Genomic DNA, 26544 nt, shown 5'->3' with positions numbered 1-26544 from the left:
AAGTGCTGTTGGCGGAGTTTTGTCGCATACTTCAGAGTCTTAGAGACAACAATAATTAAAGATGCGGCAGCTGTTATGCCGCCAAGCTTGAGGCAGGAACCATGTCCAACGAAGTTTCCAGTCTTCGGAAGTTTGTCGCGCCAGAGATCATATTCGGCAGCGGCGCACGGAAAATGGTCGGCAACTATGCCAAAACCTTCGGTGCACAGCGTGTAATGCTTGTATCAGATCCGGGGGTGGTTAACGCTGGCTGGGTCTTGGAGATCGAAACGTTACTGCATGAGCAGGGACTGGATGTGGTGCGCTTTACCGATGTGTCACCGAATCCTCGCACTGAGGAGGTGATGCGCGGCGCGGAGATCTACCGGGAGAAAGGGTGTGACGTCATTGTCGCGATCGGCGGTGGCAGCCCGATGGACCGTGCCAAGGGTATCGGCATCGTGAGTACGCACGGTGAACAGATACGGGTCTTTGAAGGCATTGACCAGACCACCTATCCTATTCCGCCGCTTATTTTTATTCCGACTACGGCTGGTACATCGGCGGATGTGTCCCAGTTCGCGATCATTACCGATCTAGAACAGCGGGTTAAGTTTTCCATCGTCAGCAAATCGGTTGTGCCGGATGTGTCGTTGATCGACCCGGATACGACCAGCACCATGTCGCCGTTTTTGACCGCCTGTACGGGAGTCGATGCTCTGGTTCATGCCATAGAAGCATTTGTGTCGACCGGCAGCGGCGCGTTGACTGATATGCATGCACTCGATGCTATTCGTCTGATCAATAACCACTTGGCGTTACTCGTCGAACAGCCTGAAGACAAGTATCTGCGTGAGCAGATCATGCTGGGCTCTATGAAAGCAGGGCTTGCCTTTTCAAACGCCATTCTCGGTGCGGTACATGCCATGTCCCACAGTCTGGGCGGTTATCTCGATCTGCCGCATGGTCTTTGCAACGCAATGCTTGTTGAGCATGTTATCGATTACAACTACACCTCGGCACAGGAGCGTTTTGCAGTGATTGCCCAAACGATGGGTATCGATACCCGCGGTTTGACCAGCAAGCAGATACAGAAACGGTTGCATAATCATGTCACTGCGCTCAAGCGCGATGTGGGGCTGAAAAGCACGTTGGGCAAGTATGGCGTCAATGTGTCCGATATCCCATATCTGAGTGCCAATGCTATTAAAGACCCTTGTATCTTGACCAACCCGCGTCGCTCGAATCTGCGCGACGTCGAGACCGTGTATGAAGAAGCCCTCTGAGCCGTCTGTATCTGTAGATGACTTGATCGGACTGGGTGGGCAGTCTGCCCGCAAAAGCTACTACCCCGCACTACAACGCAAGATTGAAGAGCTTGAGAACGAACGGAATCGTTACAAGTGGCTGTTCGAGAATGCCTTACACGGCATTTTTCAAGCCAGCATGGATGGTTTAATTGAGCGGGCCAATCCTACTTTAGCCCGCATCTGCGCTGTTGACGACGGTGTGCTGACCGATGGCCAGGTTACGCTTTCCTGCCTGCTGGAGGGCGGAGAGGAGGAGTTCGCAAAGATACGCGTCCGCTTGGCGAGCGAAGGCCAACTCTTCCTCTATCAGACGCGTTTGAAGCGCTCGGGCGGCGGTTTGATTCACGTGTCGATGCACATGCTGTTAAGACCCGATGAACACGAGACGATCATAGAGGGATTTGTTGCCGACATCACAGAGCGCGTTCGTATGCAGAACCAGATGCAGGCGATCAATGAAGCGCTCGAGCAGCGGGTGAGCGAACGTACCTATGAGCTTTTGCAGTTGAATGACCGCTTGCGTGAGGAGGTGGCTGAGCGTCATGCAGCCGAACAGCAGATGGCGTTGGCGAAAGAGGCCGCTGAAAACGCGAATAGGAGCAAAGACAAGTATCTGGCAGCCGCCAGTCACGATCTCCTTCAGCCACTGAATGCCGCGCGTTTGCTGGTATCCGCGTTGCGAGAGCGCGAAATCGGCGATTATGAGGGCGATCTGGTCGAGAGGGTTCACCGTGCGCTATCGGGCGCTGAACATCTACTGTCAGACCTGCTTGATATCTCCAAGCTGGATCAAAATGCGGTCCAGCCGGATATGCAATCCTTCCCGCTATCTCATCTGCTTCGCAATATGGAAGCTGAGTTCCAGTCGCTGGCGCATGAAGCTGGTTTGGCGTTTCGTATTCGCGCGCCGAATCTTGCAGTGCGCTCCGATTTACGTCTGCTGTCACGTATACTGAGAAACCTTATAGGTAACGCAATACGGTATACCGAAAACGGTACTGTTCTGCTTTCGATGCGTCGTCGAGGGGATCAGGTGTTGATCGAGGTTTGGGACACCGGCCCTGGAATTCCTAATGAGCAGAGAGAGGAGATATTTCTTGAGTTTCGTCAGCTCAAGAAGCGCGGGCCGAAAAAGGGCGGTGTGGGGCTTGGGCTAGCGATTGTTGACCGGATTGCCCGGGTTCTTGGGTATCATATTCAGCTCGATTCGATCGAAGGCAAGGGGTCTCGTTTTGGATTGCTTGTCCCGCTTGCCGATGGGGGGGATGTGGTCAAACGGTTCGAGCCCGTTCCGCATCAGAGTGATGCCCTGAAAGGTGAGCGTATACTGGTGGTTGATAATGAGCCCGAAATCCTTGTCAGTATGCGTGCTTTGCTGGAGGGTTGGGGTTGTCGGGTGTCGACTGTCGAGAGCCTTGATGAAGCGCTTGAAGCGCGTTTGGAACGCCCCGCCATGATCCTCGCTGATTACCATCTGGACAACGATGCCACTGGCATTGATGCGGTGCAAAAATTAAGAAAATACTTTAATCACCCGGTGCCGGCCGCGATATTGACTGCAGATCGAAGCGGAGAAACCCGCAGGCTGTTTAGAGAAAAGGGTTTGGCGGTTTTGAACAAGCCGCTCAAGCCGGGGAAGTTAAGAGCATTGATGAACCATCTGCTCGAACAATGACCGGACTGGCTGGACACTGAGGGGTTAAAGGAATTTATCCATACAGTTCTTTGATCGATACGTTGGGTTACAAGCACGCGCAGATGTGCACTGACGGCCGAGACTGTAGACGAACAATCAAGATTCCAATTTTCCAATTAACCTTAGTTCTGCTGTAAGGAAATTTTTATGACAGGTACCAGTAGCCTCTATCAGCACGTCGTCATTGTTGGCGGCGGAGCGGGAGGCTTGGAACTCGCAACCCGTTTGGGGCGCAAATATGGCCGCAAGGGGTTGAAAGTAACCTTGGTTGATCGCGAGACCACTCACGTCTGGAAACCGTTGCTACATGAGGTGGCGACCGGGCGTCTGGATTCAAGTATCGATGAGCTCAGCTATCGCGCTCAGGCGCGTCAGGCTGGCTTCCAGTTCCAGATCGGAAGTCTGGAAGGTCTCGACAGGGGACAGCGCTGTATACGTCTAGCACCACTGCTTAATAGCGCCGGTGAAGAGTTGGTGCCGGCTCGTACGCTCTATTACGACTATCTTGTGCTGGCTATTGGCAGTCAGACCAATGATTTCGGTGTGCCGGGCGTTAAACAGCACTGCTGTTTCCTTGATGATCGAAACCAGGCGGATAACTTCCATAACCAACTGCTGAACACCTGCCTCAAACTGAGTGCTCAGAGCAGCGACAGCACGCTTCGAATTTCGATTGTAGGCGGAGGTGCCACCGGCGTAGAGCTTTCGGCGGAACTGTATAACTCAGCGCAGGAGTTGGTTTCATACGGGGTGTCGAATATAGAGCCGAGCAGCATGAAACTGACGCTAATCGAGGCTAGCCCTCAGATTCTTGGTGCACTGCCGACCCGTATATCTGCTGCGGTGCGTACAGAGCTGAGAAAGTTGGGTGTTGATGTGCGCGAGAAAACGCAGGTTGTTGAAGTTCGAGAGGGCGAGATCGTCACGAGTGAGGGGGAGGTTATTCCTGCCGATCTCATGGTCTGGGCTGCCGGTGTTAAAGCTCCCGAACTGCTCCAGACACTGGACGGTCTTGAGTGCAATAACCGCAATCAGCTTGTAGTTGGGGCAGACCTGAGAACAACCCGTGATGAGCGTATTTTTGCGATAGGTGATTGTGCCGCGTGCGTTCGAAGGGATGAGGCAGGTGGCCTTGTGCCCCCGCGTGCTCAAGCCGCCCACCAGATGGCGAGCCACCTGTATACCCACTTCTCTCGCATCCTTAACGGCGATGATATTCCGGCCTACGAATACCGTGACTACGGCTCGCTGGTGTCGTTGAGTAAGTATTCAACTGTCGGCAACCTCATGGGTAACCTTACTCGTGGTAGCGTCATGGTTGAAGGTCACCTGGCGCGTCTTGTATATGTGTCACTCTACCGTATGCATCAGATAGCACTTTATGGTTACGTTAAAACCGCCCTTGTGACGCTTGTGTCACGCATCAACAAGGTAATTCGGCCACGAATGAAACTGCATTGATAAACTGAACAAAGGCCGGTCATCACATGACCGGCCTTTTTGGTTCGCTTCTTGCTATTCCTCTACCTGACAGGCTCACCGGAGCTGCTCAGGATTTCCCCTTCCAATATCAGCAGCTCCGGCTCGGCCTGCGCTATTGACGCTTTCTACCGTGCAGGACGAGGTGAAACACTTTTTTGTGTCGTAATTCCGCCATTGTATCTACGTGTATTAGGCAGGTGATCGCGTCGTGTTTGTGACAATTAATCTGGAGAGTCTGTCGATAAAGCGACCTTGAGCGTTGAACGCTCGGGCGAAACATCGAATCGGGGTGTGTTGAATGGATACTGAGCTGGACTGGTCTGAATATGAGAGCGCAGGACTCGGTGATGCATATGCCGATATTCCCAAAGAGGGTGGTGACTTTGCCAAGGCTGTATCGGTGTGCATCAACAGCATGGTGTGCCTGCGTCCAATCGAGCGAGGCGTCATGTGTCCCAGCTTTCGCGTCCACGGCGATGCTATGTTCTCACCGGGAGGCAGGAGTCGCCTGCTCAAACGGATGCTCAATGGCGACATCTCAGATGACGAGCAGCGTCTGCTGGACCGAGCGATGGCAGCGTGTGTCTCATGCAAAGGTTGCAAACGTGAATGTGATACCAATCTCGACATTGCGACGATTCGTGTTGAGTATCTTGCACAAAAGATTCAACGTAGCGGTGTAACGCTAAGGCAACGCGCGTTCGCTGCATTGCCGGACCTATTGCATTACCCGCGTGTAGCCAGATTCGCCGTAAGCGCTATCAACTCCTGCGCCTTGTTCAGAAAGTGGTTGTCACTTAGCGACGATCATCCGTTACCGATACCTGTTAAAGCATTGTCACTGGTGCCCAAAGAACAACCAGATAGCGCGCGAGAGGTGGTGCTGTGGGTCGATAGTTTCACTGCAGCGTACGCGCCAGAAGCTGCCTCAGCAGCGCTGCAGGTGCTTGAGGCCAGCGGGTTTAGGGTTTTTATCGTTCGAGGCCTGTGTGGCGGGCGAAGTGCCTATTCGCAAGGGCTAGTCGCAAAAGCGCGCAAAGATGCGGTACGGCTGATCAAGTCACTCGAGGCGCATATCAAGGCCGGTCGAGCGGTGATTGGCCTTGAGCCATCGACCTTGCTAATGCTCAGAGATGAACTGCGGGCTTTAGGGCTGGGTACCCGCGTTGATGAGTTGGCAAACAACGCCTATCTATTTGAGGAGTTTCTTGCACGCGAGTTGAATGGAGGGCGTCTCAAGTTGCCGTTGAGGTCAGCGTCGGACGAGCCGCCTGTGATGGTTCATGGTCATTGCCACCAGAAATCGGTGGGGGCGATGAAATCAATGCGCAAAATACTCAAACAGGTACCCGGTCTTGAGTTTGAATTTATTGAAGCATCATGCTGTGGAGGTGCAGGTAGCTTTGGGTTCGAGGTCGAGAATGCAGCCGATGCTCGTGCGATGGCCGAATTGGTTTTGATGCCTGTACTTAGGGCGCGCAGTGAATCACAGCTGGTTGCCAATGGGTTTTCTTGCCGTGAACAGGTTGCGCGTCTAGGTGGCCCTAAAGGGATTCACGTGGCAGAACTGCTGGCGCGTTATCTCGCCTGAAGGTGTCGCCGGGGTTGTGTTTATTGTGGTGATTCCTATATACAGGGACTCCCTAGCACTTAATAGCAAGGAGTCCCTTTTTGTATAAACTGCTGATCTTCGATTGGGATGGAACCCTGATCGATTCACAAGCCCGAATTATTGCCAGTATGCAGGCGGCAGCGGCGGAGCTTGGCCATGAGGCTCTGTGCCCGGAAGCTGTCAGGAATATTATTGGGCTTGGGTTGCCTGAAGCGATCCGCGCACTCATTCCCGAGATCGATCCAGACGGGATAGAGTTGATGCGTGAGCGATACGCCCACCACTTTCTTTTCCAGAACGATACGCCTACCGAGCTATATCCGGGCGTGTCGGACACCTTGGCGCGGTTGCGTGACCGGGGATACCGTCTGGCGGTTGCAACGGGCAAGAGCCGTCGCGGCCTTGATCGTGTGCTCGAGGAAACAGGACTTGGCGGGCTTTTCGAAATCACCCGCTGCGCCGATGAGACCAAATCCAAGCCGGATCCGTGCATGTTGATCGAAATCCTGGACGAAACCGGAGTTCAGGCTGGCGAAGCGCTGATGATTGGCGATACTGAATATGATTTGGAAATGGGTAGCCGAATCAAAATGCCAACAGTGGCCGTGAGTTACGGCGCGCATCATCTGGATCGCCTGAAGCCTTATCGTCCTGAAACCGAGATCCACCACTTTCCGGAACTGGAGATCTGGCTTGACAGTCTCAACGACGAATTAACGCTGAGGACAGAATCGTGACACAGAACCCTTGGGGTGAAGAGGAAAACGCGCAGCAAGCGTCGAATGGGCATGTCGCAAGTCAGAACCAAAGCCGATCAGGTAGTGATACGCGTGAGTGGCGTCTCATTGAAAAGCTGGTAAACGGACTGCACGTCGAGCACCGGCGTACGAGACGCTGGGGTATTTTTTTCAAGTTCCTGACCTTTGCCTATCTGTTTGCGTTGCTGGGTATTTACCTTTACAACGACACGCCGGAGATCGCCTCGCCGGCTTCTGATACCCATGTTGCCGTGGTGCGGGTTGAGGGGGCAATCGCTGATGGTGAAAAAGCGAATGCTGATTCTCTTATCTGGTCTATTCGCAAGGCGTTTGAGAACAAGCACAGTACAGCGGTTCTACTGCGTATCAATAGTCCCGGTGGCAGCCCGGTTCAGGCAGGCTATGTCTATGACGAAATTAAGCGCCTGCGTGAAAAATATCCTGAGAAAAAGGTGTATGCGGTCATTAGCGATATAGGTGCGTCCGGTGCTTACTACATTGCAGCCGCCGCTGATGAGATATATGCCGACAAGGCGAGTCTGGTGGGTTCTATCGGGGTTGTATCGGCGAGTTTTGGCTTTGTCGACCTGATGGGCAAGCTGGGAGTAGAGAGGCGCATGCTCACGGCTGGCGAGCACAAGGGGTTGTTGGATCCGTTCACACCGTTGCAAAGCTCGGAGCGTGAATTCTGGCAGACGATACTCGATACGACACATAAGCAGTTTATCGAGCAGGTCAGGGCAGGACGAGGTGATCGTCTGAAAGAGAATGACGAGCTGTTTTCCGGTCTGGTCTGGACCGGCGAGCAGGCCGTTGATCTGGGGCTTGTCGATGGCTTGGGGAGCGCGAGCTATGTCGCGCGTGATGTTATCGGTGTTGACTCACTGGTCGATTACAGCGCCAAGGGTAGTCCGTTGGAGCAGTTGATCGACCGTTTGGGTGTCAGCATGGCCAGTCACTTGGCCAACATGGTTGGATTGGGTGGCGGCGTTCAACTTCGCTGACATTTATCTACGACTTGATGTACTGGTGAGCAATTAATCGCCCGCCAGTACATCGAGGCCCTCACTTTGCAACATGTCCACCAGTCGTATTAGCGGCAAGCCAATCAGAGAGTTCGGGTCGTCTCCCTGTAATGCCCGAAAAAGTGCTATACCAAGTCCTTCTGATTTAAAGCTTCCAGCACAGTCATAAGGCTTTTCTCGGATCAGATAGTTTTCTATCTGTTTGGGAGTTAGCTCTCGAAAAACAACATCGAATTCAATTGTATCCAGCTGATACTGGCCGGTGTTTGCATTGAGGAGGCAAAGCCCCGTTAGGAATTTTACCGTGCGCCCAGACGTCAGCGAGAGCTGTTCAATAGCCCGTGAGTGGGTGAGAGGCTTGCCCAGAATATGATCGTCGAGTGTAGCAACCTGGTCGGAGCCAATGATCAATGCATTGGGGTGCCGCGTGGCGACTGCGCGCGCCTTCTCAAGAGAAAGTCTTTTAACAAGGTCATCGGCGTTTTCATTTTCTTGGCTGCTTTCATCAATATCTGGCCGATCACATATATAATCAAGCCCCAGCTTATCCAGAAGTGCGCGTCGGTAGCTTGAGCTTGAAGCCAAAACGAGGGTGGGAGCCATGCAGAAATTTCCCCTTGAACCGTACTTTTCGTGAAAGCGGCATATTAACGATAATTTTATGAATTAAAACGCCTGCTTTCCTTTGACAGGCATCTCATTGGCACCTAGAATTGCGCGCTTATGTCGTACGGTCCTTTACCGAAAAGAGTTGACCCGCGCAAATTAGCTGAGCGGGAAGTGAAAATCGAGGGTATTGCTGCTGTTTCTGCAATGCCGCGTCTTAGCTCGCTTCTTGCTAACGAGTCTGGTGAAGTCCAGGTCTCTTTGTTGTTTGCGTTGGATGAGCAGCGTTTAAGAACCGTCTCCGGATCGGCGAGCGGCAGCGTCATGCTGACCTGCCAGCGGTGCCTTGAACCGGTGTCGGTGGATGTTGAGGCTGAAGTCAATCTGGCTATGGTGCTCAACGAGGAACAGGCTAAAAATCTGCCCCGGTATTACGATCCGCTGATCGTCGAGGCTGAGGATGTCGAGCTGCTGTCACTGATTGAGGATGAACTGATTCTAAGCCTTCCGCTGGTTGCGTACCACGAAGACTGTTCGATTCAGACCTCTTTCGGCGACGTTGATGAGGCGGCCCGGACGCAGGAAAAAAAACCAAACCCATTCAGTGTATTGGCCGAACTTAAAAACAAGGCCGATAAGAGTTGAACTAGGAGCTACACAACCATGGCAGTACAGCAGAACAAAAAGTCTCGTTCCCGTCGCGATATGCGTCGTTCACATGATGCGCTGAGCGGCCCGACTCTGTCTGTCGACGCGACTACCGGTGAAACTCACCGTCGTCATCACGTCAGCGCTGACGGTTTCTATCGTGGTCGTCAGGTTATCGAAGCCAAGGGCGACGAATAAGCTTGACCGGATCGTATTGCATCAGCGTTGATGCAATGGGCGGGGACTTCGGTCCCCGCGTTACTGTTGCAGCGTCCAGTGATGCGCTCAAGCGTCACCCGCAGCTTCAGATTCTGTTGGTAGGTCAGTCTGACGCCATCAGGAATCATCTTCGCCGCTGTCGCGGCAAACATCTCCAACGCCTCGAAATAGTTCACGCTGACGACGTTGTCGCGATGAATGAAAAACCTTCTCTTGCTCTGCGTAATCGCCGCGAGTCTTCAATGTGGAAATCGCTCGAGCTAGTAGCCCAGGGGCGTGCGCAAGCGTGTATCAGCGCTGGCAATACCGGCGCGTTAATGGCCATGAGTCGATTGGTTCTGGGCATGCTGCCGGGCATTGAGCGGCCGGCGATCGTCGCTGCTATTCCTACCCTCAAGGGGCACAGCTACATGCTGGACCTCGGCGCTAATATCGATTCAAGTGCGCAGCAGTTGCTTCAGTTCGCCATTATGGGGTCGGTCATGGTTTCCGCGATTGATCGGCGGGATCGTCCTCTTGTCGGGTTGTTGAATGTCGGCTCCGAGGATAACAAGGGTACTGGATGCGTGAGAGAAGCCAGTCGATTGATTCAGGGGCATGGCGGGTTGAATTTTATCGGCTATCTTGAGGGGGATGACCTGTTCTCGGGTCGGGCAGATCTGGTGGTGTGTGATGGCTTTGTCGGCAATATCGCACTCAAGAGCTGCGAAGGGCTTTCAAAGCTGCTTGTGCGCAAGGTGCAGGGCAGTTTTCGGCGCAACCCTTACCGCCGTCTCGTTGCTTTGCTGGCGACTCCGATACTGCGCGAGCTTAAGAGACAGCTGGACCCGGGGCGCAGAAATGGTGCGACGCTGCTTGGATTGAAAGGTGTTGTCGTGAAAAGTCATGGGGGGGCTAATCGCACCTACTTTGGTTATGCCATTGATCAGGCACTTGAAGAGGCGCGGCTGAATGTTCCCGCCTTGATTGCCGACCGGGTCGCGGTAGAGGTTGCTCGCTGTCGTTCCGACGGCGTGGATGATGTGGCAAGTCATTCTAAAAACTGACGAATACTGTAAACTACGCCACCCGATACCTGCTGCACGAAATGCGTGACGCAGGCTGATAGAAACACGGTTAGATGAGGACGTCATGTCGCAGTCGCTTGCTTTTGTGTTCCCCGGTCAGGGCTCTCAGCATCTTGGTATGCTCTCAGAACTTGCCGAACAGCATCCGATTATTGAACAGACTTTCCAGGAGGCTTCCGATGCTCTGGGTCAGGATCTATGGTCGCTGGCGCAATCAGGCCCGGAAGAGCTGCTGAACAGTACCGAAAACACCCAGCCTGTGTTGCTGACCTCCGGCGTTGCGCTTTGGCGTCTTTGGGAGCAGCTTGGCGGATCGGCACCGTCGGTTATGGCCGGCCATAGCCTGGGCGAATACACAGCTCTTGTATGCGCAGGTGCGATCAATTTTGCTGATGGCGTGCGGCTGGTGCGTGCACGCGGCGAGTTTATGCAGAGTGCGGTCCCTGCGGGAGCCGGTGGTATGGCCGCCATTCTGGGGCTAGACGATGAAGCAGTCGCCGAGGCTTGTGCTGGTGCCGCCCAGGGGCAGGTCGTGTCCGCGGTGAATTTCAATTGCCCGGGTCAGGTTGTTATAGCTGGCGAGAAAGCAGCGGTAGAGCGCGGTATCGAAGCCTGTAAAGCGGCTGGTGCCAAACGCGCCATTGCGCTTCCGGTCAGCGTACCGTCCCACTGTGCGCTGATGAAGCCTGCGGCTGAGCGTATGGGTGAGGCGCTTGCCAGCATCGATTTGAGAATGCCGATTATAAAAGTCGTGCAGAACGTGACAGCAGAAGCGCCCAGCGATATCGATGAGCTCAAGGCTAACCTGCTCGCGCAGCTTTACAGCCCGGTTCTCTGGACTGACAGTGTCCGCAACATGGTGACCTGCGGTGTTACTACAGCGGTCGAGTGCGGTCCGGGCAAGGTGCTTGCCGGGTTGAACAAGAAGATCGATCGTGCGCTGGAAGTCGTTGCGATCAACGATGAGGCAGGGCTTGCCAAGGCGCTAGCACTTTGATTCAAATGCCTCGGGTTTGATGTTGGGATCAGGGGCGATAAGAAGGAATGGGTGAATGAGTATAGAAGGCAAAGTTGCTCTGGTTACCGGTGCAACCCGCGGTATAGGCAAGGCGATTGCAGAAAATCTGGCCTCGCAGGGCGCGGTTGTGATTGGTACGGCAACCAGTGAGGGCGGAGCGGCAGCAATCAGTGAGTATCTGGCATCGGCCGGCAACAGCGGTAAAGGCTTGGTGCTCAACGTCGCTGATGCAGAATCGATTGATAGCGTTGTAAAGGCTATTCAGGCCGAATTTGGCGCCATCGAAATACTTGTAAACAATGCAGGTATTACTCGCGACAACCTGATGATGCGAATGAAAGACGATGAGTGGGATTCTGTTATCGACACGAATTTGACCTCGGTTTATCGTTTGGCCAAAGGCTGTCTGCGCGGAATGACCAAAGCTCGCTGGGGCCGTATTGTCAGTGTAAGCTCTGTGGTTGCCTCTATGGGCAATGCAGGCCAGGCAAACTATGCGGCGGCAAAATCCGGTATGGAAGGCTTTACGCGGGCTCTGGCGCGTGAGCTCGGTTCACGCAACGTAACTGTAAACTGCGTGGCTCCCGGCTTTATCGATACCGATATGACCTCCGGATTGCCTGAAGAGCACAAAGCAAACCTTCAGGCTCAGATTCCGATGAACCGTTTGGGCAAGCCCGAAGAGATCGCCTCCGTTGTTGGTTTTCTGTGCAGCGAAGGTGGTGCATATATCACCGGCGAGACCATTCAGGTTAACGGTGGAATGTACATGGCTTGATCAGGCTCAGCCTGCAAGCGTGTTTAGTCGTCATGTCTGATGTAGAAAGAATTGTTTTTTTCGCCGATTTGAGGATAATTGGCCGTCAGCTTGACGAGAAAAAATCCAAGCCGTCACGCTTGCGAGGGCGTTGCGGGTTTTACTAAAATTCCGTCACGCATCTTGGGATGTGATGGTGTTGAGAAGACAATAGGAAGAGATATGAGCAACATTGAAGAGCGCGTTAAGAAAATCATCGCTGAGCAGCTGGGCGTTAAAGAGGAAGAAGTCACCAAAGAAGCTTCCTTCGTTGAGGATCTGGGCGCCGACTCTCTGGACACTGTTGAGCTGGTAATGGCGCTGGAAGAGGAATTCGAAACTGAAATTCCTGATGAAGAAGCTGAAAAAATCACCACTGTTCAGCTGGCGATCGATTACATCAACGCACATCAGTAATCTATCCCACAAGGTTTGATCGAAAAGCCGCATCTATATGCCTGTATAGTGCGGCTTTTCTTTTGGCAGCTTGCAGTGCTGGAGGACAAACATGTCTCGCAGAAGAGTGGTGGTGACCGGAATAGGGTTGCTGACGCCGGTCGGTAACACTGTCACAGCGACATGGGACAACATTCTTAAGGGCAAAAGCGGTGCATCGAATATCGAGCATTTCGACGCCAGCCAGTATGGCACTCGCTTTTCCGCTTCCGTAAAAGGTTTTGATATCGAACCGTACATGAGCGCCAAAGAGGCGCGTAAAATGGATCTGTTTATCCAGTACGGTATGGTAGCTGCCATTCAGGCGGTCGAGGATGCCGGGCTTGAGGTCAGCGAAGAGAATTCGGCCCGAATCGGATGCGCGTTGGGTTCAGGTATCGGTGGTCTTCCGATGATTGAGAAAACCCACGATGTACTGAATGCATTGGGTCCTCGTCGTGTATCCCCGTTTTTTGTTCCGGGAAGTATCATCAACATGATCTCCGGTAATCTGGCGATCAAGTATGGTTTCCGTGGCCCCAATATCGCTATTACGACTGCGTGTACTACCGGTACGCATAACATCGGTCACGCCATGCGCATGATTCAGTATGGTGATGCCGATGTGATGGTGGCCGGTGGTGCAGAGATGGCGACAACCCCTCTGGGTGTTGCTGGCTTCTCTGCGGCACGTGCACTGTCTACCCGTAACGAGTCGCCCGAAACGGCCAGCCGGCCTTGGGATCGAGACCGCGACGGGTTCGTATTGGGCGATGGCGCGGGTGTTCTGGTGCTTGAAGAATACGAATACGCAAAAGCCCGCGGTGCGAAGATCTACTGTGAGGTTTCTGGTTTCGGCATGAGTGATGATGCCTTCCATATGACGGCGCCGCCGGAAGATGGATCGGGCGCTGCGCTGTCCATGTCGAATGCGATTCGTGATTCAGGATTGAACGCAGATCAGATCCACTATATCAACGCGCATGGCACATCTACGCCAGCCGGGGATATCGCGGAGTCCAATGCAGCAAAACGTGTGCTGGGCAATGCGGCTGGTCAGGTTCGCATGAGCTCTACCAAGTCGATGATTGGACATCTGCTTGGTGCAGCGGGCGCGGTTGAGGCGGCCTTCTGTGTACTGGCAATTCGGGATCAGGTAGCACCTCCGACGATCAACCTCGACAACCCGTCTGAGGGTTGTGACCTCAACTACGTAGCTCATACGGCTCAGCAATGTCGGATAGATGCAGCGATGTCGAACTCTTTCGGGTTCGGCGGCACTAACGGTACGTTGGTCTTCAATAAGCTATAAAAAACGGGAGGCTTAGCCTCCCGTTTTACCTTTCTGCGCTGATAATCGATGGCATCGACAATATTCATCAATGGGCAGCCCGGTGATTCAGTAAGTACTTCTGATCGCGGCTTGGCCTATGGTCAGGGTGTTTTTGAGACAATCCTCATACGGTCCGGGCGAGCACAGTTCTGGGAATGGCATATGGAGCGGTTGGAAGAGGGCTGCCGCCGGCTTGCCATCCCGTGTGATGGTCTGCTCCAGCAGCTTGAGAACGAATTGCCAGAGCTGTCCCCGGACGGTGTACTCAAGATTGTCGTAACAAGAGGGGCCGGCGGCAGGGGGTATGCGGTAACTGAACCGCTGGAGCCGACACGCATTATTCAACTATCGGACCTCCCCACGTGGCCGGACAATCCATTGCAAGCAGGCATTAGGGTTCGAAGGTGTCGTACTGTACTTGCACAGCAGCCTCTCCTTGCCGGCATCAAACATCTCAACAGGCTAGAGCAGGTGTTGGCTCGAGCGGAATGGGCCGATACTTCTATTCGTGAAGGACTGGTCTGCGATACGGCTGGCAACCTGATTGAAGGCACGATGAGTAACGTGTTTTTTGTTCGCGATGGTGTGTTATGTACACCTGACCTGTCTCAGGCCGGAGTAGCAGGTGTCTTGAGACGCTGGGTGATTGATATGGCTCGGAAGAATGGATGGCCCGTCAGGGTAGGTAGCTTTCAGTTTGATGATATTGAATCTGCCGATGAGGTATTTCTCTGTAACAGCATTATTGGCATTTGGCCGGTCGTTCAGTTTGAAGATGTCTGTTTTACGATTGGGGAAAGGTGTCGAACTCTGCAGTCGCTTCTTGAGGTGGAGTACCGCGCGTGATGATAAAACGGTTTGTGACTTTTCTGGTTGTCCTGGCGGTGGCTATTGGTGCGGTCGCCGCCTGGGCATGGCGTGACTATCAACACTATATTCACAGTCCCGCCAATATTAATGAGCCAACAAGCTATCTCGTTAAAAAAGGCCAGTATTACAACGCGTTAGTGGACGATCTTAATGATAAATCGATCATTGGAAATGCGCTGTATATGCGTGTTTTGGCTCGTATCGAGCCTGCGTTATCAAGCATAAAAGCGGGCGAGTATAGGCTTGAGCCGGGTATGAGTCCGCATGATATTGTGAAGAAAATTGCGAACGGCGATACGGTGCGTTACCAGTTCACCATCATCGAGGGAAGTCGCTGGTCGGACCTTCGTGCAAGTCTTGCAAAAGAAACAATGCTCGGGCAGTCCCTTGAGGGTAAAAGCGATGAGCAGGTATTAGAGGCGTTGGGACTTGAGGCCAAGTCGCCTGAGGGAATGTTTCTGGCCGAGACATACCAGTTTGAGCGCGGAATGTCCGATATCGACCTTTTGGCGCGCGCTAACAAAGCATTGCAAAACACTTTGGACGCTGCGTGGGCTTCGCGTCGGGAGAAACTTCCGCTCAACTCTCCGTATGACGCGCTGATTCTGGCGTCCATTGTTGAGAAAGAGACGGCAGTTCCGGAAGAGCGCCCCCGCATAGCCGGTGTTTTTACGCGGCGCCTTGAGCGAGGCATGCGCCTACAGACAGATCCGACCGTTATCTATGGCATGGGTGACGCCTACAAAGGGAACATTCGGCGCTCTGATCTTCGAAAAGCGACTCCCTACAATACTTATGTGATCAACGGGCTGCCGCCTACACCTATTGCGATGGTCGGACCTGATGCCATACAGGCGGCCGTTTCTCCAGCCTCAGGTAACGAGCTTTATTTTGTGGCGCGTGGTGATGGCAGCCATCATTTCTCTGCCACACTGACTGAACATAACAAGGCGGTTGCGCGCTACCAGCTTAAACGCACAAAAAATTACCGCTCAAGTCCGGAAAACTGACATGTCTGGCTATTTCATTACCCTGGAAGGTATCGAAGGGGTTGGTAAAACCACCAACCTCAATTATGTTCGCCAATGTCTTGAGGAACGCGGGATTGAGGTTGTTGTGACGCGAGAGCCCGGCGGCACCCCGCTTGGCGAGGAAATTCGCGAACTGCTGCTGACCCCGAGAGACGAGGCGGTTTCGGAGATGGCTGAACTCCTCATGATGTTCGCAGCACGTGCACAACACCTGTTTGCGGTGATAGAGCCGGCCCTTGCCAGAGGCGCTTGGGTACTCTGCGACCGCTTTACCGATGCCACCTTCGCCTATCAGGGAGGCGGACGTCAACTTGCCGCCGAGCCTGTTGCGATGTTGGAGCGCCTGGTTCAGAAAGAGCGTCGGCCGGATTTGACGTTGTTGCTCGATCTACCGGTCGAAATTGGCTTGTCACGCGCGCATGCCAGAGGTAAACCCGATCGATTTGAGGCCGAGCGTGTCGAGTTCTTTCAACGGGTGCGGGATGCCTATCTTGAGCGTGCACAGCAGGAAGCTTCCCGCATCACTGTTATTGATGCAGCGCCGTCTCTCGATCAGGTTCAGCGCCAAATTGATCAGGCTCTGGCACGTTTGGAGCGGAAATGAGTATAGACGAGCAGATTTATCCCTGGCTTACTGACCAGTGGGCGCATGTCATCCAGCAGCATGGCAGGGGGCGGTTGCCTCACGCGTTACTGTTAAGTGGGCCTGCCGGTATTGGGAAGGCGGCTTTCGGTTCAGCGCTGGCTCACGTGCTGCTCTGCCATAACCCACAGGATGGTGCGCCTTGTGGGCGTTGTCGCAGTTGCGAGCTCATTGCCAGTGGTCATCATCCTGACCGTTTGTTCCTGCACCCGGAAGAGCCGGGCAAGCCTATTCGGGTGGATCAGGTTCGCGAATTGACCAATGTGTTGCACAGTACCGCTCAGCAGGGCGGTTACAGAATCATGATCATGGAGCCCGCCGAGGCGATGAACGTGGCGGCAGCCAACGCGCTTCTAAAAACCCTAGAAGAGCCCGGGCAAGACACGCTTCTGATTCTGGTTTGCCATCAGCTCGGGCAGTTGATGCCGACTATCCGCAGCCGCTGTCAGCGTATTGAGTTTTCATTGCCGTCGAATGAGCAAAGCAGAGGTTGGCTCGCCCAGAAGCTGGGAATGGGTGAGGATGAGGCGGAAAAGCTATTGGCAATCGCCCAGGGTGCGCCTTTGGGCGCCGTAGCACTCAAGCAGGGAGAGTTGCTTGATCTGCGACGTTCATTCATGAGCGGACTGGCCGATCTGCTTAGAGATCGTACGGACGCTATTGCGCTTGCTCAAAAGCTACACAAAGAGGAGCTGATTCACCTCTTGGATTGGTGGTTGAGCCTGCTGGCTGACATCGTAAGGCTGCAGTCTGGCGCCGAAAATGCTGATCTCAATAATGTCGATATGACAAAAATGCTTTCGGCTGTTGCCAATCGGGCCGACAGAGTTAGAATCTTTACTTTGGTTGATCGCGTTCAGGATGAGCGTAAAAGCCTCATGTTGCGACATAACCCGAATCGTCAGCTGCTTCTGGAGAAACTCATGTTCGACTGGAGAGCGCTGATTCGTTAAGCAGGAGAGCAGTTGTTCATGTCGATCGTGCCCAGAATCAGTCACGGCATCTTATCGCTAGTGATTGGCAACAAAGAGGACCTCCTGAAGGCATACATGCCCTTCATCAATAATGGTGGGCTGTTTATACCGACCACTCGCTCCTATCAGTTGGGTGAAGAGGTATTTATGCTGATGACGCTGATGGAGGAGCCTGACAAGATTCCCGTTACCGGCAGGGTTGTTTGGGTAACCCCCCGCGCGGCCCAAGGTGGCAGAATACCGGGCATCGGTATCCAACTTTCCACCGAAGATGTTCAGTTAGTCGGCAAGCTCGAAACCTACCTTGCGGGTGCTCTGGGCAAAGGCCGCCGCACAAACACGCTATAAAATCTGGAATTTCATGTTTATAGATTCACATTGCCACTTGGATCGGCTGGACCTCGCTCGTCATGACGGGTCTTTAGCCAAGCTTATCGAGACAGCCGGCGCGGCAGGTGTCGATGAAATGCTGTGCGTCGCTATTGATCTTGACCAGTTCGAGGATATGTATGCTCAGGTCAAGCCGTTTCCCAATGTTTATGCCTCTGCCGGCATCCATCCCTGCCACGTAGGCGATTGCCCATTTGACGAAGCGCGTTTGCGTACTGCAGCTGGACAGGCGCGTATCGTCGCTCTGGGCGAAACCGGGCTCGATTACCATTACAGTGCAGAACTGGCCGAGCAGCAGAGGGAAAGCTTTGCCGGGCATTTAAGGCTTGGCAGTGAACTCGGTCTTCCGGTGATCGTGCATACCCGTGAGGCGCGCGAGGATACGTTGAACATCATTCGCCAGTATGCCGACCCCGAGGTTGGAGGCGTATTGCACTGCTTCACCGAGTCGCTCGATATGGCGATGGCTGCACTGGATTTGAATTTCTTCATCTCCTTTTCGGGCATCATCACATTTCGTAACGCCGAAGAGTTGCGCGATGTTGTTCGTGCGGTTCCCATGGAGAAGATGCTGATCGAGACAGACTCTCCCTATCTCGCACCGGTACCCTATCGGGGCAAGCAGAATGAGCCGACCTATGTGCCGGAAGTTGCTCGCTGTATAGCAGACATCAAGGGCGTTTCGGTTGAAGAGGTCGCTGAGATTACGCGCAATAACTTCTACCGTCTGTTCAGCAAGGCACGCTTAAACTGACAACTGCGGGCGCCCACATGGCGCCCGTTTTTCCTTCTGCTCTGGCATTCATATTTCACCCATTCCTATTCGTATTGCGATTTTCCTTGTCCGCACACTTGCATCCGTAACGCTATCTCGCGTTGAATGGGATTAGACTAAAGTCTAACCCCGCAGTCTGGCTGCGCTTGGGATGTCTAAGGAGCTGTTCAATGAGAAGACCGGTGCGAATTGCCGTTACAGGTGCAGCAGGCGCTATAAGCAATAGCCTGCTGTTTAAAGTGGCTAGCGGGGAGATGTTCGGCAAAGACCAGCCCGTCATCCTGCAGCTTATCGAGATGCCAGGCCGCATGGAGGCACTGCGTGGTCTTGCGATGGAGCTTGAAGATTGCGCGTATCCACTGCTGCACACGATCACGCTGCATGACAATGTGGAAGAGGGCTTCAATAACATCCATTACGCCTTACTGATCGGTGCCCGTCCCCGTGGACCCGGCATGGAACGCAGTGATCTGCTTGAGTCCAATGCCGAGATATTTACCCGTCAGGGCAGGGCGCTGAATGACTACGCCAACCGTGACGTAAAAGTACTTGTTGTCGGCAACCCCGCCAACACAAATGCGCTAATCGCAAGCCGAAACGCACCTAAACTTAGCCCGTCACAATTTACTGCGCTGACTCGACTCGACCATAACCGCGCCAAAGGTATTCTCGCGAATCATACGGGCGCCAATCCGCGTAATATCGGTCGAATCGTAATCTGGGGTAACCATTCCACTACGCAGTATCCCGACCTTCATCATGCTACGGTGCTGGATGAGCCGGTCATGAATCAAATCGATTTCGACTGGTATCAAAACGTGTTCATTCCCAAAATTCAGAACCGTGGCGCTGAGATTATCGAAGCACGTAGCGTCTCCAGCGCAGCCTCGGCTGCACAAGCGGTGGTAGACCATATGCGGGACTGGATTCTGGGCACCGATGCGGGTGAAATCGTCAGCATGGGTATTGTCAGTGACGGCAGTTACGGCGTGGAGAAGGGGATCTTCTACTCGTTTCCCGTACGCTGTGATTATGGGCGTTACCAAATTGTTCGGGGGTTGGATATATCGGAGTGGGGGCGTGAGCGGATGCGTCTGACCGAAGCTGAGCTATTGGACGAGAAGGCGGCAGTTAATCATCTATTGCCGCCGGAAACCGAGGCTTCACACCAGAACCTCTCTATTTGTCTGCGCTCGGGTGTGACACTCTATGCGGATGGGACAGGACCGGATGCTTCGTCCAAGTATCTCACTACCAACCGGGTAATGTGATGATGTAAAAAAGCCCCTCAATGAGGGGCTTTTTAGAATGGATCTCAATCAGATATGAGTGCCTATCATTTCGTCGTCTGTGGCCGGGGTAATGGTCAGCAGCATCTTGGACAGGTCCAGCAGAATGATCAGCAGGCCGTTGTGATAGCAGACGCCCTGAACGAAACGTTTGCTGCTCTCATCGCCAGATGCGTTCGGCGCACGGTCCACTTCATTTTGCGGCAGGTTGAGTACCTCGTCGACACTGTCGACAACCAGGCCAATAACCTCAGATTCGTTAAATTCAACAACAATGATTCGGGTTTCATCATCCGGCTGCGCGCGAGGCATGCGGAACATCTGTCGGGTATCGATAACCGTCACAACATTACCGCGAAGGTTGATGATACCCAGAACTGACACGTCTGCTCCTGGAACCGGCGTAATCTCGCTGTAGCGAAGGACCTCTTTGACCTGCATGACGTCGATGCCATACAGCTCATTGTCGACACGAAAGGTGGCCCACTGATGGTAGACAATGTCTTCCTGCTGGGATTTTCGAGACTTGGTTTCCTGCTTGTTCTTGTCCAGTTTTTTGAGCATTTGCAACTGTTCGGCAGCGGCTTCTAAACTCATGCGGAGTACCCTGTCAGTTCAGTTCGATCTCGCTTGGTTTGATTGCCAAGCTACCAGATCTGTATTGTAAGAGCGACAGGCACAGTATCACATAGCGCCGGTCGCATTGAAAAGTCTGTTAAAGACAGTTATCGGGCTTGGGCAAACCTGCCAACCGCGCACTGACCTTGGCAGGGCTCCCGGGAAAAAGCTGCATCAAATAAATGCTTTTGCCTTTTTCATCGCCCAGCTTTTGTTTGACAGCTTTCACCAATGGTCTCATCGCGGGAGCGTGTTCATATAATGCATAAAACTCGCGCAGAAGATACAGAATCTCCCAATGCGCCTCTGTCAGTGACAGCCCCTCTTGTTGGGCAAGCGTTTCCGCGACCTCAGGACTCCACTGGGAAAGGTCTGCCAGGTAGCCCTCGTCATCGAACTCAATGCTCTGTAGCAGGATGTTTTTGTCTGTCATCAGAACCAGCTCACAACCTTGTGATGCGAAACACAGAGCTGCACGAATCCGGAGTCATCGATACATTCGAGCGTGCTATTGCCCACGCCTCGTGAGCGGATATCGGCCTCAAGCGCGAAGACACGTCCCGGAATTGAAGCAAGCTGATCGGAATAGGCCGGTAGGGCCCAGTAAACGCCATCTTCAATTAACAGCAGTGAATCCTGTTCATCCATGGCTGATAGTGCGCTTTGAAAACAAGCGGTATTGGCCGGGGCTTGATTCAGTGTATGAAGAATCATATCAAATACTCAGTACATGACGGTGTTGAGACAAAAGCTGCGGCAGTTCAGCGTCCCCGACAACCTCCACCGGCAGAATCAGGTCATCAGTGCCCAGCCCTCTCGAATCCAGCGATGAACGACTTACGCAGAGACGCTCGATGTCGTAAAGCGGCAGTGATTGTTGCACAGCATTCAGATTCTTCTGGGAGATCTCGGTCGGTGATTGCCCCTTCAGCAGTTGAAATACCCCGTCATCGAGAAAGAGCAATGTGACGGGCTGTTCGAATACGGAGCAGGTGAGTGCAGCATCCAGTGCATCCCGGGCCGCGGAACTGCCGTACGGAGCCGCGCGCGTCATAATTAGAATGCCTTCAGCGCTCATGATCGCCCTCCAAAGGTAACAACGCGATCGGACTGGATGCAGGCCTCTACGAGCTGACCAAGCCCCGATAGCTCAAACTGTTCAGCGAGATTCCAATGTGCCTTCTTGTAGCGTCCAGCCTCATGCTCATTGATCAACCCTCGACGTACGGCCGCGGCAATGCAGACTACAAGATCCAGTTTGTGTTCTCTGGCTAGCGCTTGCCATTGCTCCGGAATACTCACCTCATCCTGAGGCAGGCAGGTGAGGGCAGAACCGTTATGTACGCCGTCGCGATAAAAAAATACTCGGTGGATGCTGTGCCCGGCATCCAGTAAGGCACGCGCGAATCTGAGAGCGGTCTCTGCTCCCTGACATTGGATGGGCGGTGCCTGAACAACTATGGAGAAGATCATCCGCGCTCTCTATAACACTGTGTAGAACCAGGCGGCCACCTGCCGCCAACCATTAAAAAAGCCCCGTCATCTTACCAGATTGACGGGGCTTTTTACCGATTATGGCGTGTCTGGATCAGTCGTCGCTGAAAGCGCCAACCAGAGACAGCAGGTGTATGAACAGGTTGTAGATGCTCAGGTAGAGGCTCACAGTGGCCATGACATAGTTGGTGTAGTGGCCATTGACGATGTTGCTGGTGTCATACAGTACGAAGCCAGCCATCAGCATGACCACGACTGCGGAGAAAGCCAGATGCAGGCCGGATACGTTGACGCCAAACATCGGCAACACGAACAGCGCCACCATCGCGACCAGGGCAACCATCATGCCTGCAGCCAGGAACCCGCCCATGAAGCTGAAGTCTTTACGGCTAGTCAGCGCGTAGGCAGATAGGCCGAAGAAGGTGATAGCTGTCATACCCAGTGCAGTAGCGACAATTTGGCCACCGTTAGGTAGAGCCAGGTATTGGTTAAGAATGGGGCCAAGTCCAAAGCCGAGAAGGCCTGTGAATGCGAAAGTCAGCGGTAGTGCTGCTGCACTATTCTGTTTCTTGTGGAGAACGAACAGCAGGACGAAGCTGAGAATGACGCTGCCAAGGTATGCCATGAATGGCGGGTTTATGGCCATGGAGATAACCGCTGTAACGGTACTCAATAGCATTGTCATCGACAAAAGCAGGTAGGTGTTGCGGATTACCTTGCTGGTGTCGGAAGTGGCAACATGTGCGTTTTGGGGAAGGGGGCGTACATTCGCCATGGTGTTCCTCGCTCGTTTTAAAATGATTAGAAACAATAATGGTTATACTTACGCAATTTTCAAGTGTTTGGACCATTTGACATCGAGAAGATTCCACGTAAACTGCCCTGCGTTTGCGGAGGGATGGCTGAGTGGTTGAAAGCACCGGTCTTGAAAACCGACGAGTCGCGAGGCTCCCAGGGTTCGAATCCCTGTCCCTCCGCCAACTTTTCTTCTTTGGCTTGTTACAGAACCCGTCAACTGAGTCCCCATTCCGGTGAGTGACCCCAATCCAACCGTCGATTCTCAGCCCCAGATACTGTTCGAGGATGATTGGATAATTGCCGTCGACAAGCCTGCAGGCCTGTTGGTGCATCCGAGCTGGATAGCGCCGGCCAAAACACCCAATCTTGTTTCATGGCTGCGTGAACGCTATCCCGGCGAGAAAATTCACACCGTTCATCGTCTGGACAGGGCGACATCAGGCGTAATTCTCTTTACCCGCAATAAAGATGTGGCTCACGCGCTTCAAACAGCGTTCAGTGAGCGACAGGTTCTTAAACGATACCTGTGTGTGGTACGAGGCTGGACGGACGAGTCCGGGGAGATAGACTACGCGCTCAAGCCAATTCACGACCGCATAGCCGATGCTCACGCGAATCCGGATAAACCTGCCCAGGAGGCCGTTTCCAGCTTTCGGCGTTTAGGATGTGTGGAGCTGCCAATTGCGATTGGGCGCTACCCTGTGGCCCGCTACTCGCTGGTAGAGGTATGCCCCAAAACGGGGCGCAAGCATCAGATTCGTCGTCATATGAAACACATATTTCACCCCCTCGTTGGCGATACCAAGCATGGGGAAGGTCGGCACAATCGATTGTTCCGAGAGCACTTCGGGCTTCATCGATTGCTTCTGATGGCGACTGAAATAACCTTCACGCATCCGGTCACAAAAGAGGAAATAGCCGTCAAGGCTCCGGTCTCCGACGAGGTCGATCGGCTGTTTTCGGAATTCGGGTGGCAAGGACTGTACCCAGCCCCCGTTAGAGGCCGTGAAGGTGGTACCGAAATTGCCTAAGAAATGATGTTATAAATAAGATCTAACATATGTAGTCACAAGGATGATTACTCATTGCCTACATATGTTGAAAATCAATGCCGGTACTTACCGGCCAAATTATCAAAAAAATCAGTGAAAACACCTGTCATGACAACACCTCCCTCGTTAGCCGATCTGCTGAAAACGTCTGGAACATTGCGGGTCGCCATAATCGGCGCAATGGATCAGGAGGTTGAAGAGCTCAAGGAAGCGCTCATCGATCACACGCATGAAGTGATTGCCGGATTCGATTTTTATACGGGCAAGCTCAATGGAACCGACGTCGTACTGCTTAAATCGGGCATCGGGAAAGTGAATGCCGCAATAGGCTGCTCAATTCTGCTGTATCACTATCAACCGACTTGCGTGATCAATACCGGCTCTGCCGGGGGCTTTGATGCCGCTCTCGAGGTCGGGGACGTGGTGATATCGCAAGAGGTGCGCCATCATGATGTGGATCTGACTGTATTCGGGTACGAGTCCGGTCAGGTACCGGGAATGCCGCCGGCATTCACGCCGGACCCTTTGCTCGTTAAATTTGCGGAACAGAGCATCAATCAGACAGACGGTATCAAAACCGTAAGAGGCTTGATTGCAACAGGTGATACCTTTATGAACTGTCCGGAAAAGGTGGAGGGAACTCGGCGTCTTTTCCCGACCATGAAGGCCTGTGAAATGGAGGCAGCAGGTATTGCTCAAACCTGCCACCGCTTCGGTACACCTTTTATCATTATTCGTGCGTTATCCGATATCGCGGGCAAACAGTCGGACGTTTCGTTTGAGCAATTCCTCGACAAGGCTGCGCATCACTCTGCCGAGATGGTTATGGCCATCACTGAACGCCTGCGGCGACACGTTAGTCAGTGACACTGAAGATCAAGGAGTTGACGTGAGCAACTCCTTGATCTTCGATTTCCACTCCTGACCGGCCCATTCCTCGGTGCCCGTAATTACCTGAACCAACTCTCCCTGACGGTTGAACAGGTAACTCATTGGCAGCCCCTTTAAATTGAACTCCTTGAATGTGCGACCCTCCTTATCGAGGAGTATTGTCAGCGCTAGTGGTGAGTCCAATCGCGACTTAAATGCCGCGATATCCTCTGATGTCTCGCCAGCGCTAATCGCGATGACACTGAACGCCTCCTGAGCGAACGCTTGATCAAGCTTGTCCAGATCGGGCATTTCACGTACGCATGGCGGGCACCAGGTAGCCCAAAAGTTTATCAGCAGCACTTCGCCCCGATGTTGTGCTAGAGAGTAGGGTTGACCGTCAGGCGTCTCAAAGCTCAATGTATAGATCTCCGGGGCATCCTGTTCTGTAGCCTGTCCCGGAGTAGCCAGTACGCATAACATCAGGAAGAGTAAAAAGTGCTTCGGCATTTCAGCGTTCCTCTGTGGCGCCAATTGCAGATCCCTGCTTTGCGGCAGGATGTAGCCTTGAGCTTCAGAGGGATAGTTTAGCTTAAGTCTTTGTATTTAGGAGAAAGGTATGGCGAAGGTGGCATTTATCGGTCTTGGAACGATGGGTTACCCGATGGCGGGGCATCTGGCCAAGGCCGGGCATGATGTCTGTGTTTATAATCGTACGCACGCGAAAGCGGAAAGTTGGGTATCCCAGTACGGACATCGCTGCGCACAAACGCCTTCGGAAGCTGCGGAAGGTGCTGAGTTCGTAATGACATGTGTCGGCAACGATAATGATCTTGCTCAGGTCACGCTGGGTGAAGACGGCGTGCTCAAGAGCCTCAAGCCCAACGCGATTCTCATCGATCACACAACGGCGTCAGCCGAAATCGCACGTACTCTGAGCAATGCCTGCGAAGAAAGAGGGTGTGAGTTTCTCGACGCCCCCGTATCAGGCGGCCAGGCCGGTGCTGAAAACGGAGTGCTGAGTGTGATGGCCGGCGGAGGGCATAACGCCTACCTCCGCGCAGAACCCGTTATCGCCGCGTATGCCAAGGCATCGAAGCACCTGGGAGCCGCAGGCAGCGGGCAATTAACGAAAATGGTCAATCAGATCTGTATTGCCGGACTGCTGCAGGGGCTCGCCGAGGCGACCCATTTCCTCAAGAGGTCGGGTCTTGATGGTGAGGAGGTATTCGACGTCATTCAGCATGGTGCAGCCGGTTCGTGGCAGATGGTCAATCGCCACAAGACGATGCTCAACGATGAATTTGATTTTGGTTTCGCCGTGGACTGGATGCGGAAAGATCTGTCCCTCGTGCTCGATGAGGCGCGCAGAAACGGGGCACGCCTGCCGGTTACAGCATTAGTCGATCAGTTTTACGCTGACGTGCAGAATCTCGGGGGCGGGCGGTGGGATACATCAAGCCTTTTGAAGCGTCTGGAGCCCGGCGAATAACGCCTTTGCAGTACCTTTGGCGTACTGGCAATACTGCCGTGAATCGTTATAATGCGCAAAATTTCATCAGAGCGCGGCTCACCGCGCCTTAAACAATCTCCATGAGAGGTTCAAGTTCTATGGCTGATATCGATAAGTACACGCTGGTTTCCTTCGCACCGAGCATCGTCATTGTAGCGGCAATGATCGTCGGCACTTTCGTTGCAGTGCGATTCCTGAAGAAAGTCATTGCTCAGGACGCTGCTAAAGCAGGTGAGTAAGCCA

The 26544-nt window shown here is 53.4% G+C and carries 32 protein-coding genes and 1 tRNA gene; 25 read left to right on the top strand and 8 right to left on the bottom strand.

Translation table 11 applies throughout. The annotated features are described in order from the left end of the window. Positions 1-101: 101 nt before the first annotated feature. The 6 genes from ercA (at position 102) to sppA (ending at position 7841) form a co-directional block, all read left to right on the top strand. A complete protein-coding gene (gene ercA, locus ADIMK_RS20330) occupies positions 102-1265 on the top strand; it encodes an alcohol dehydrogenase-like regulatory protein ErcA (RefSeq protein WP_036192055.1) in 1164 nt (387 codons plus the stop codon). Then, the gene (locus ADIMK_RS20325) at positions 1249-2964 is read left to right on the top strand and encodes a PAS domain-containing hybrid sensor histidine kinase/response regulator (protein WP_036192052.1); all 1716 of its coding nucleotides are present in this window, start codon (positions 1249-1251) and stop codon (positions 2962-2964) included. Before ercA ends, ADIMK_RS20325 begins: the two co-directional genes overlap by 17 nt. Before the next feature lie 168 nt (positions 2965-3132). Next, a complete protein-coding gene (locus ADIMK_RS20320) occupies positions 3133-4446 on the top strand; it encodes an NAD(P)/FAD-dependent oxidoreductase (protein WP_036192049.1) in 1314 nt (437 codons plus the stop codon). Between the two features lie 319 nt (positions 4447-4765). Further along, entirely contained in the window at positions 4766-6058 is a 1293-nt protein-coding gene (locus ADIMK_RS20315; RefSeq protein ID WP_036192046.1) for a (Fe-S)-binding protein, read from the top strand. A gap of 80 nt (positions 6059-6138) precedes the next feature. Beyond that, positions 6139-6816 carry an HAD-IA family hydrolase gene (locus ADIMK_RS20310; protein ID WP_036192043.1) on the top strand — a complete coding sequence of 226 codons (678 nt, stop codon included), beginning with the start codon at positions 6139-6141 and terminating at the stop codon, positions 6814-6816. Then, complete coding sequence (sppA, locus tag ADIMK_RS20305; protein WP_036192040.1) at positions 6813-7841, top strand: signal peptide peptidase SppA; 1029 nt, start codon at positions 6813-6815, stop codon at positions 7839-7841. The genes ADIMK_RS20310 and sppA overlap by 4 nt, the downstream gene beginning before the upstream one ends. 33 nt (positions 7842-7874) lie before the next feature. Here sppA and ADIMK_RS20300 read toward each other — a convergent pair whose 3' ends face one another. After that, entirely contained in the window at positions 7875-8465 is a 591-nt protein-coding gene (locus ADIMK_RS20300) for a Maf family protein (protein ID WP_036192037.1), read from the bottom strand. Positions 8466-8585: 120 nt separating this feature from the next. Here ADIMK_RS20300 and ADIMK_RS20295 point away from each other — a divergent pair, with 120 nt between their 5' ends. The 14 genes from ADIMK_RS20295 (at position 8586) to ADIMK_RS20230 (ending at position 19938) form a co-directional block, all read left to right on the top strand. Next, positions 8586-9113 (top strand): YceD family protein, encoded by a 528-nt coding sequence (locus tag ADIMK_RS20295; RefSeq protein WP_036192034.1) that lies wholly within the window; start codon positions 8586-8588, stop codon positions 9111-9113. Between the two features lie 18 nt (positions 9114-9131). Continuing rightward, entirely contained in the window at positions 9132-9314 is a 183-nt protein-coding gene (rpmF, locus tag ADIMK_RS20290; RefSeq protein ID WP_036192031.1) for a 50S ribosomal protein L32, read from the top strand. 2 nt (positions 9315-9316) lie between these two features. Further along, positions 9317-10381, top strand: a complete 1065-nt coding sequence (gene plsX / locus ADIMK_RS20285) for a phosphate acyltransferase PlsX (protein WP_081849894.1) — start codon at positions 9317-9319, stop codon at positions 10379-10381. An 85-nt stretch (positions 10382-10466) separates the two neighbouring features. Continuing rightward, positions 10467-11399 carry an ACP S-malonyltransferase gene (gene fabD, locus ADIMK_RS20280; protein WP_036192028.1) on the top strand — a complete coding sequence of 311 codons (933 nt, stop codon included), beginning with the start codon at positions 10467-10469 and terminating at the stop codon, positions 11397-11399. Between the two features lie 55 nt (positions 11400-11454). After that, positions 11455-12198 (top strand): 3-oxoacyl-ACP reductase FabG, encoded by a 744-nt coding sequence (gene fabG / locus ADIMK_RS20275; RefSeq protein WP_036192025.1) that lies wholly within the window; start codon positions 11455-11457, stop codon positions 12196-12198. A gap of 201 nt (positions 12199-12399) precedes the next feature. Then, positions 12400-12633 carry an acyl carrier protein gene (acpP, locus tag ADIMK_RS20270; RefSeq protein ID WP_027854376.1) on the top strand — a complete coding sequence of 78 codons (234 nt, stop codon included), beginning with the start codon at positions 12400-12402 and terminating at the stop codon, positions 12631-12633. Positions 12634-12724: 91 nt separating this feature from the next. After that, positions 12725-13963, top strand: a complete 1239-nt coding sequence (fabF, locus tag ADIMK_RS20265; RefSeq protein WP_036192022.1) for a beta-ketoacyl-ACP synthase II — start codon at positions 12725-12727, stop codon at positions 13961-13963. Between the two features lie 48 nt (positions 13964-14011). Beyond that, positions 14012-14830 (top strand): aminodeoxychorismate lyase, encoded by an 819-nt coding sequence (gene pabC / locus ADIMK_RS20260; RefSeq protein ID WP_036192020.1) that lies wholly within the window; start codon positions 14012-14014, stop codon positions 14828-14830. Continuing rightward, positions 14830-15864, top strand: coding sequence for an endolytic transglycosylase MltG (gene mltG / locus ADIMK_RS20255; RefSeq protein ID WP_036192018.1), 1035 nt, complete (start codon positions 14830-14832; stop codon positions 15862-15864). Before pabC ends, mltG begins: the two co-directional genes overlap by 1 nt. Before the next feature lies 1 nt (position 15865). After that, positions 15866-16489 carry a dTMP kinase gene (tmk, locus tag ADIMK_RS20250; protein ID WP_036192016.1) on the top strand — a complete coding sequence of 208 codons (624 nt, stop codon included), beginning with the start codon at positions 15866-15868 and terminating at the stop codon, positions 16487-16489. Continuing rightward, entirely contained in the window at positions 16486-17481 is a 996-nt protein-coding gene (locus ADIMK_RS20245; protein ID WP_036192013.1) for a DNA polymerase III subunit delta', read from the top strand. Before tmk ends, ADIMK_RS20245 begins: the two co-directional genes overlap by 4 nt. A gap of 18 nt (positions 17482-17499) precedes the next feature. Then, the gene (locus ADIMK_RS20240; protein WP_036192011.1) at positions 17500-17850 is read left to right on the top strand and encodes a PilZ domain-containing protein; all 351 of its coding nucleotides are present in this window, start codon (positions 17500-17502) and stop codon (positions 17848-17850) included. Between the two features lie 13 nt (positions 17851-17863). After that, positions 17864-18646 (top strand): TatD family hydrolase, encoded by a 783-nt coding sequence (locus ADIMK_RS20235; protein WP_036192010.1) that lies wholly within the window; start codon positions 17864-17866, stop codon positions 18644-18646. A 191-nt stretch (positions 18647-18837) separates the two neighbouring features. Beyond that, complete coding sequence (locus ADIMK_RS20230) at positions 18838-19938, top strand: malate dehydrogenase (protein WP_036192008.1); 1101 nt, start codon at positions 18838-18840, stop codon at positions 19936-19938. Positions 19939-19986: 48 nt separating this feature from the next. Here the strand turns inward: ADIMK_RS20230 and ADIMK_RS20225 are convergent, their stop codons facing one another. The 6 genes from ADIMK_RS20225 to ADIMK_RS20200 all read right to left on the bottom strand — a co-directional run bounded on the left by ADIMK_RS20225 (position 19987) and on the right by ADIMK_RS20200 (position 22843). Further along, positions 19987-20553, bottom strand: coding sequence for a chemotaxis protein CheW (locus ADIMK_RS20225; RefSeq protein ID WP_081849893.1), 567 nt, complete (start codon positions 20551-20553; stop codon positions 19987-19989). Between the two features lie 118 nt (positions 20554-20671). Then, the gene (locus ADIMK_RS20220) at positions 20672-21007 is read right to left on the bottom strand and encodes a TusE/DsrC/DsvC family sulfur relay protein (protein ID WP_036192007.1); all 336 of its coding nucleotides are present in this window, start codon (positions 21005-21007) and stop codon (positions 20672-20674) included. After that, positions 21007-21288 carry a sulfurtransferase complex subunit TusB gene (tusB, locus tag ADIMK_RS20215; RefSeq protein WP_036192004.1) on the bottom strand — a complete coding sequence of 94 codons (282 nt, stop codon included), beginning with the start codon at positions 21286-21288 and terminating at the stop codon, positions 21007-21009. The genes ADIMK_RS20220 and tusB overlap by 1 nt, the downstream gene beginning before the upstream one ends. 1 nt (position 21289) lies before the next feature. Continuing rightward, positions 21290-21652, bottom strand: a complete 363-nt coding sequence (tusC, locus tag ADIMK_RS20210; protein ID WP_036192001.1) for a sulfurtransferase complex subunit TusC — start codon at positions 21650-21652, stop codon at positions 21290-21292. Next, positions 21649-22047, bottom strand: a complete 399-nt coding sequence (gene tusD / locus ADIMK_RS20205) for a sulfurtransferase complex subunit TusD (RefSeq protein ID WP_036191998.1) — start codon at positions 22045-22047, stop codon at positions 21649-21651. Before tusD ends, tusC begins: the two co-directional genes overlap by 4 nt. A gap of 115 nt (positions 22048-22162) precedes the next feature. After that, entirely contained in the window at positions 22163-22843 is a 681-nt protein-coding gene (locus tag ADIMK_RS20200; RefSeq protein WP_036191996.1) for a Bax inhibitor-1/YccA family protein, read from the bottom strand. A 117-nt stretch (positions 22844-22960) separates the two neighbouring features. On the opposite strand from ADIMK_RS20200, the gene ADIMK_RS20195 reads away from it, so the two are divergent. From ADIMK_RS20195 to mtnN, 3 genes are all read left to right on the top strand, one after another. Continuing rightward, positions 22961-23048 (top strand) — tRNA-Ser (locus ADIMK_RS20195). Positions 23049-23099: 51 nt separating this feature from the next. Then, on the top strand, positions 23100-23897 hold the full coding sequence (locus ADIMK_RS20190) for a pseudouridine synthase (RefSeq protein ID WP_051693178.1): 798 nt from the start codon (positions 23100-23102) through the stop codon (positions 23895-23897). A gap of 129 nt (positions 23898-24026) precedes the next feature. Continuing rightward, the gene (mtnN, locus tag ADIMK_RS20185) at positions 24027-24785 is read left to right on the top strand and encodes a 5'-methylthioadenosine/S-adenosylhomocysteine nucleosidase (protein WP_197027602.1); all 759 of its coding nucleotides are present in this window, start codon (positions 24027-24029) and stop codon (positions 24783-24785) included. A gap of 9 nt (positions 24786-24794) precedes the next feature. Here the strand turns inward: mtnN and ADIMK_RS20180 are convergent, their stop codons facing one another. After that, positions 24795-25298 (bottom strand): TlpA disulfide reductase family protein, encoded by a 504-nt coding sequence (locus tag ADIMK_RS20180; RefSeq protein WP_051693177.1) that lies wholly within the window; start codon positions 25296-25298, stop codon positions 24795-24797. A gap of 109 nt (positions 25299-25407) precedes the next feature. On the opposite strand from ADIMK_RS20180, the gene ADIMK_RS20175 reads away from it, so the two are divergent. Together ADIMK_RS20175 and ADIMK_RS22155 are read left to right on the top strand one after the other, a co-directional pair. Beyond that, a complete protein-coding gene (locus ADIMK_RS20175; protein WP_036191992.1) occupies positions 25408-26280 on the top strand; it encodes an NAD(P)-dependent oxidoreductase in 873 nt (290 codons plus the stop codon). A gap of 119 nt (positions 26281-26399) precedes the next feature. Continuing rightward, the gene (locus tag ADIMK_RS22155) at positions 26400-26540 is read left to right on the top strand and encodes a hypothetical protein (protein WP_197027599.1); all 141 of its coding nucleotides are present in this window, start codon (positions 26400-26402) and stop codon (positions 26538-26540) included. Positions 26541-26544: the final 4 nt, after the last annotated feature.

Origin of the sequence: Marinobacterium lacunae (assembly GCF_000705555.1) — a bacterium.
Lineage (GTDB): Bacteria > Pseudomonadota > Gammaproteobacteria > Pseudomonadales > Balneatricaceae > Marinobacterium_D > Marinobacterium_D lacunae.
The sequence above is the reverse complement of the archived record's forward strand: the minus strand, read 5'-3'. Positions and strand labels throughout refer to the sequence as shown.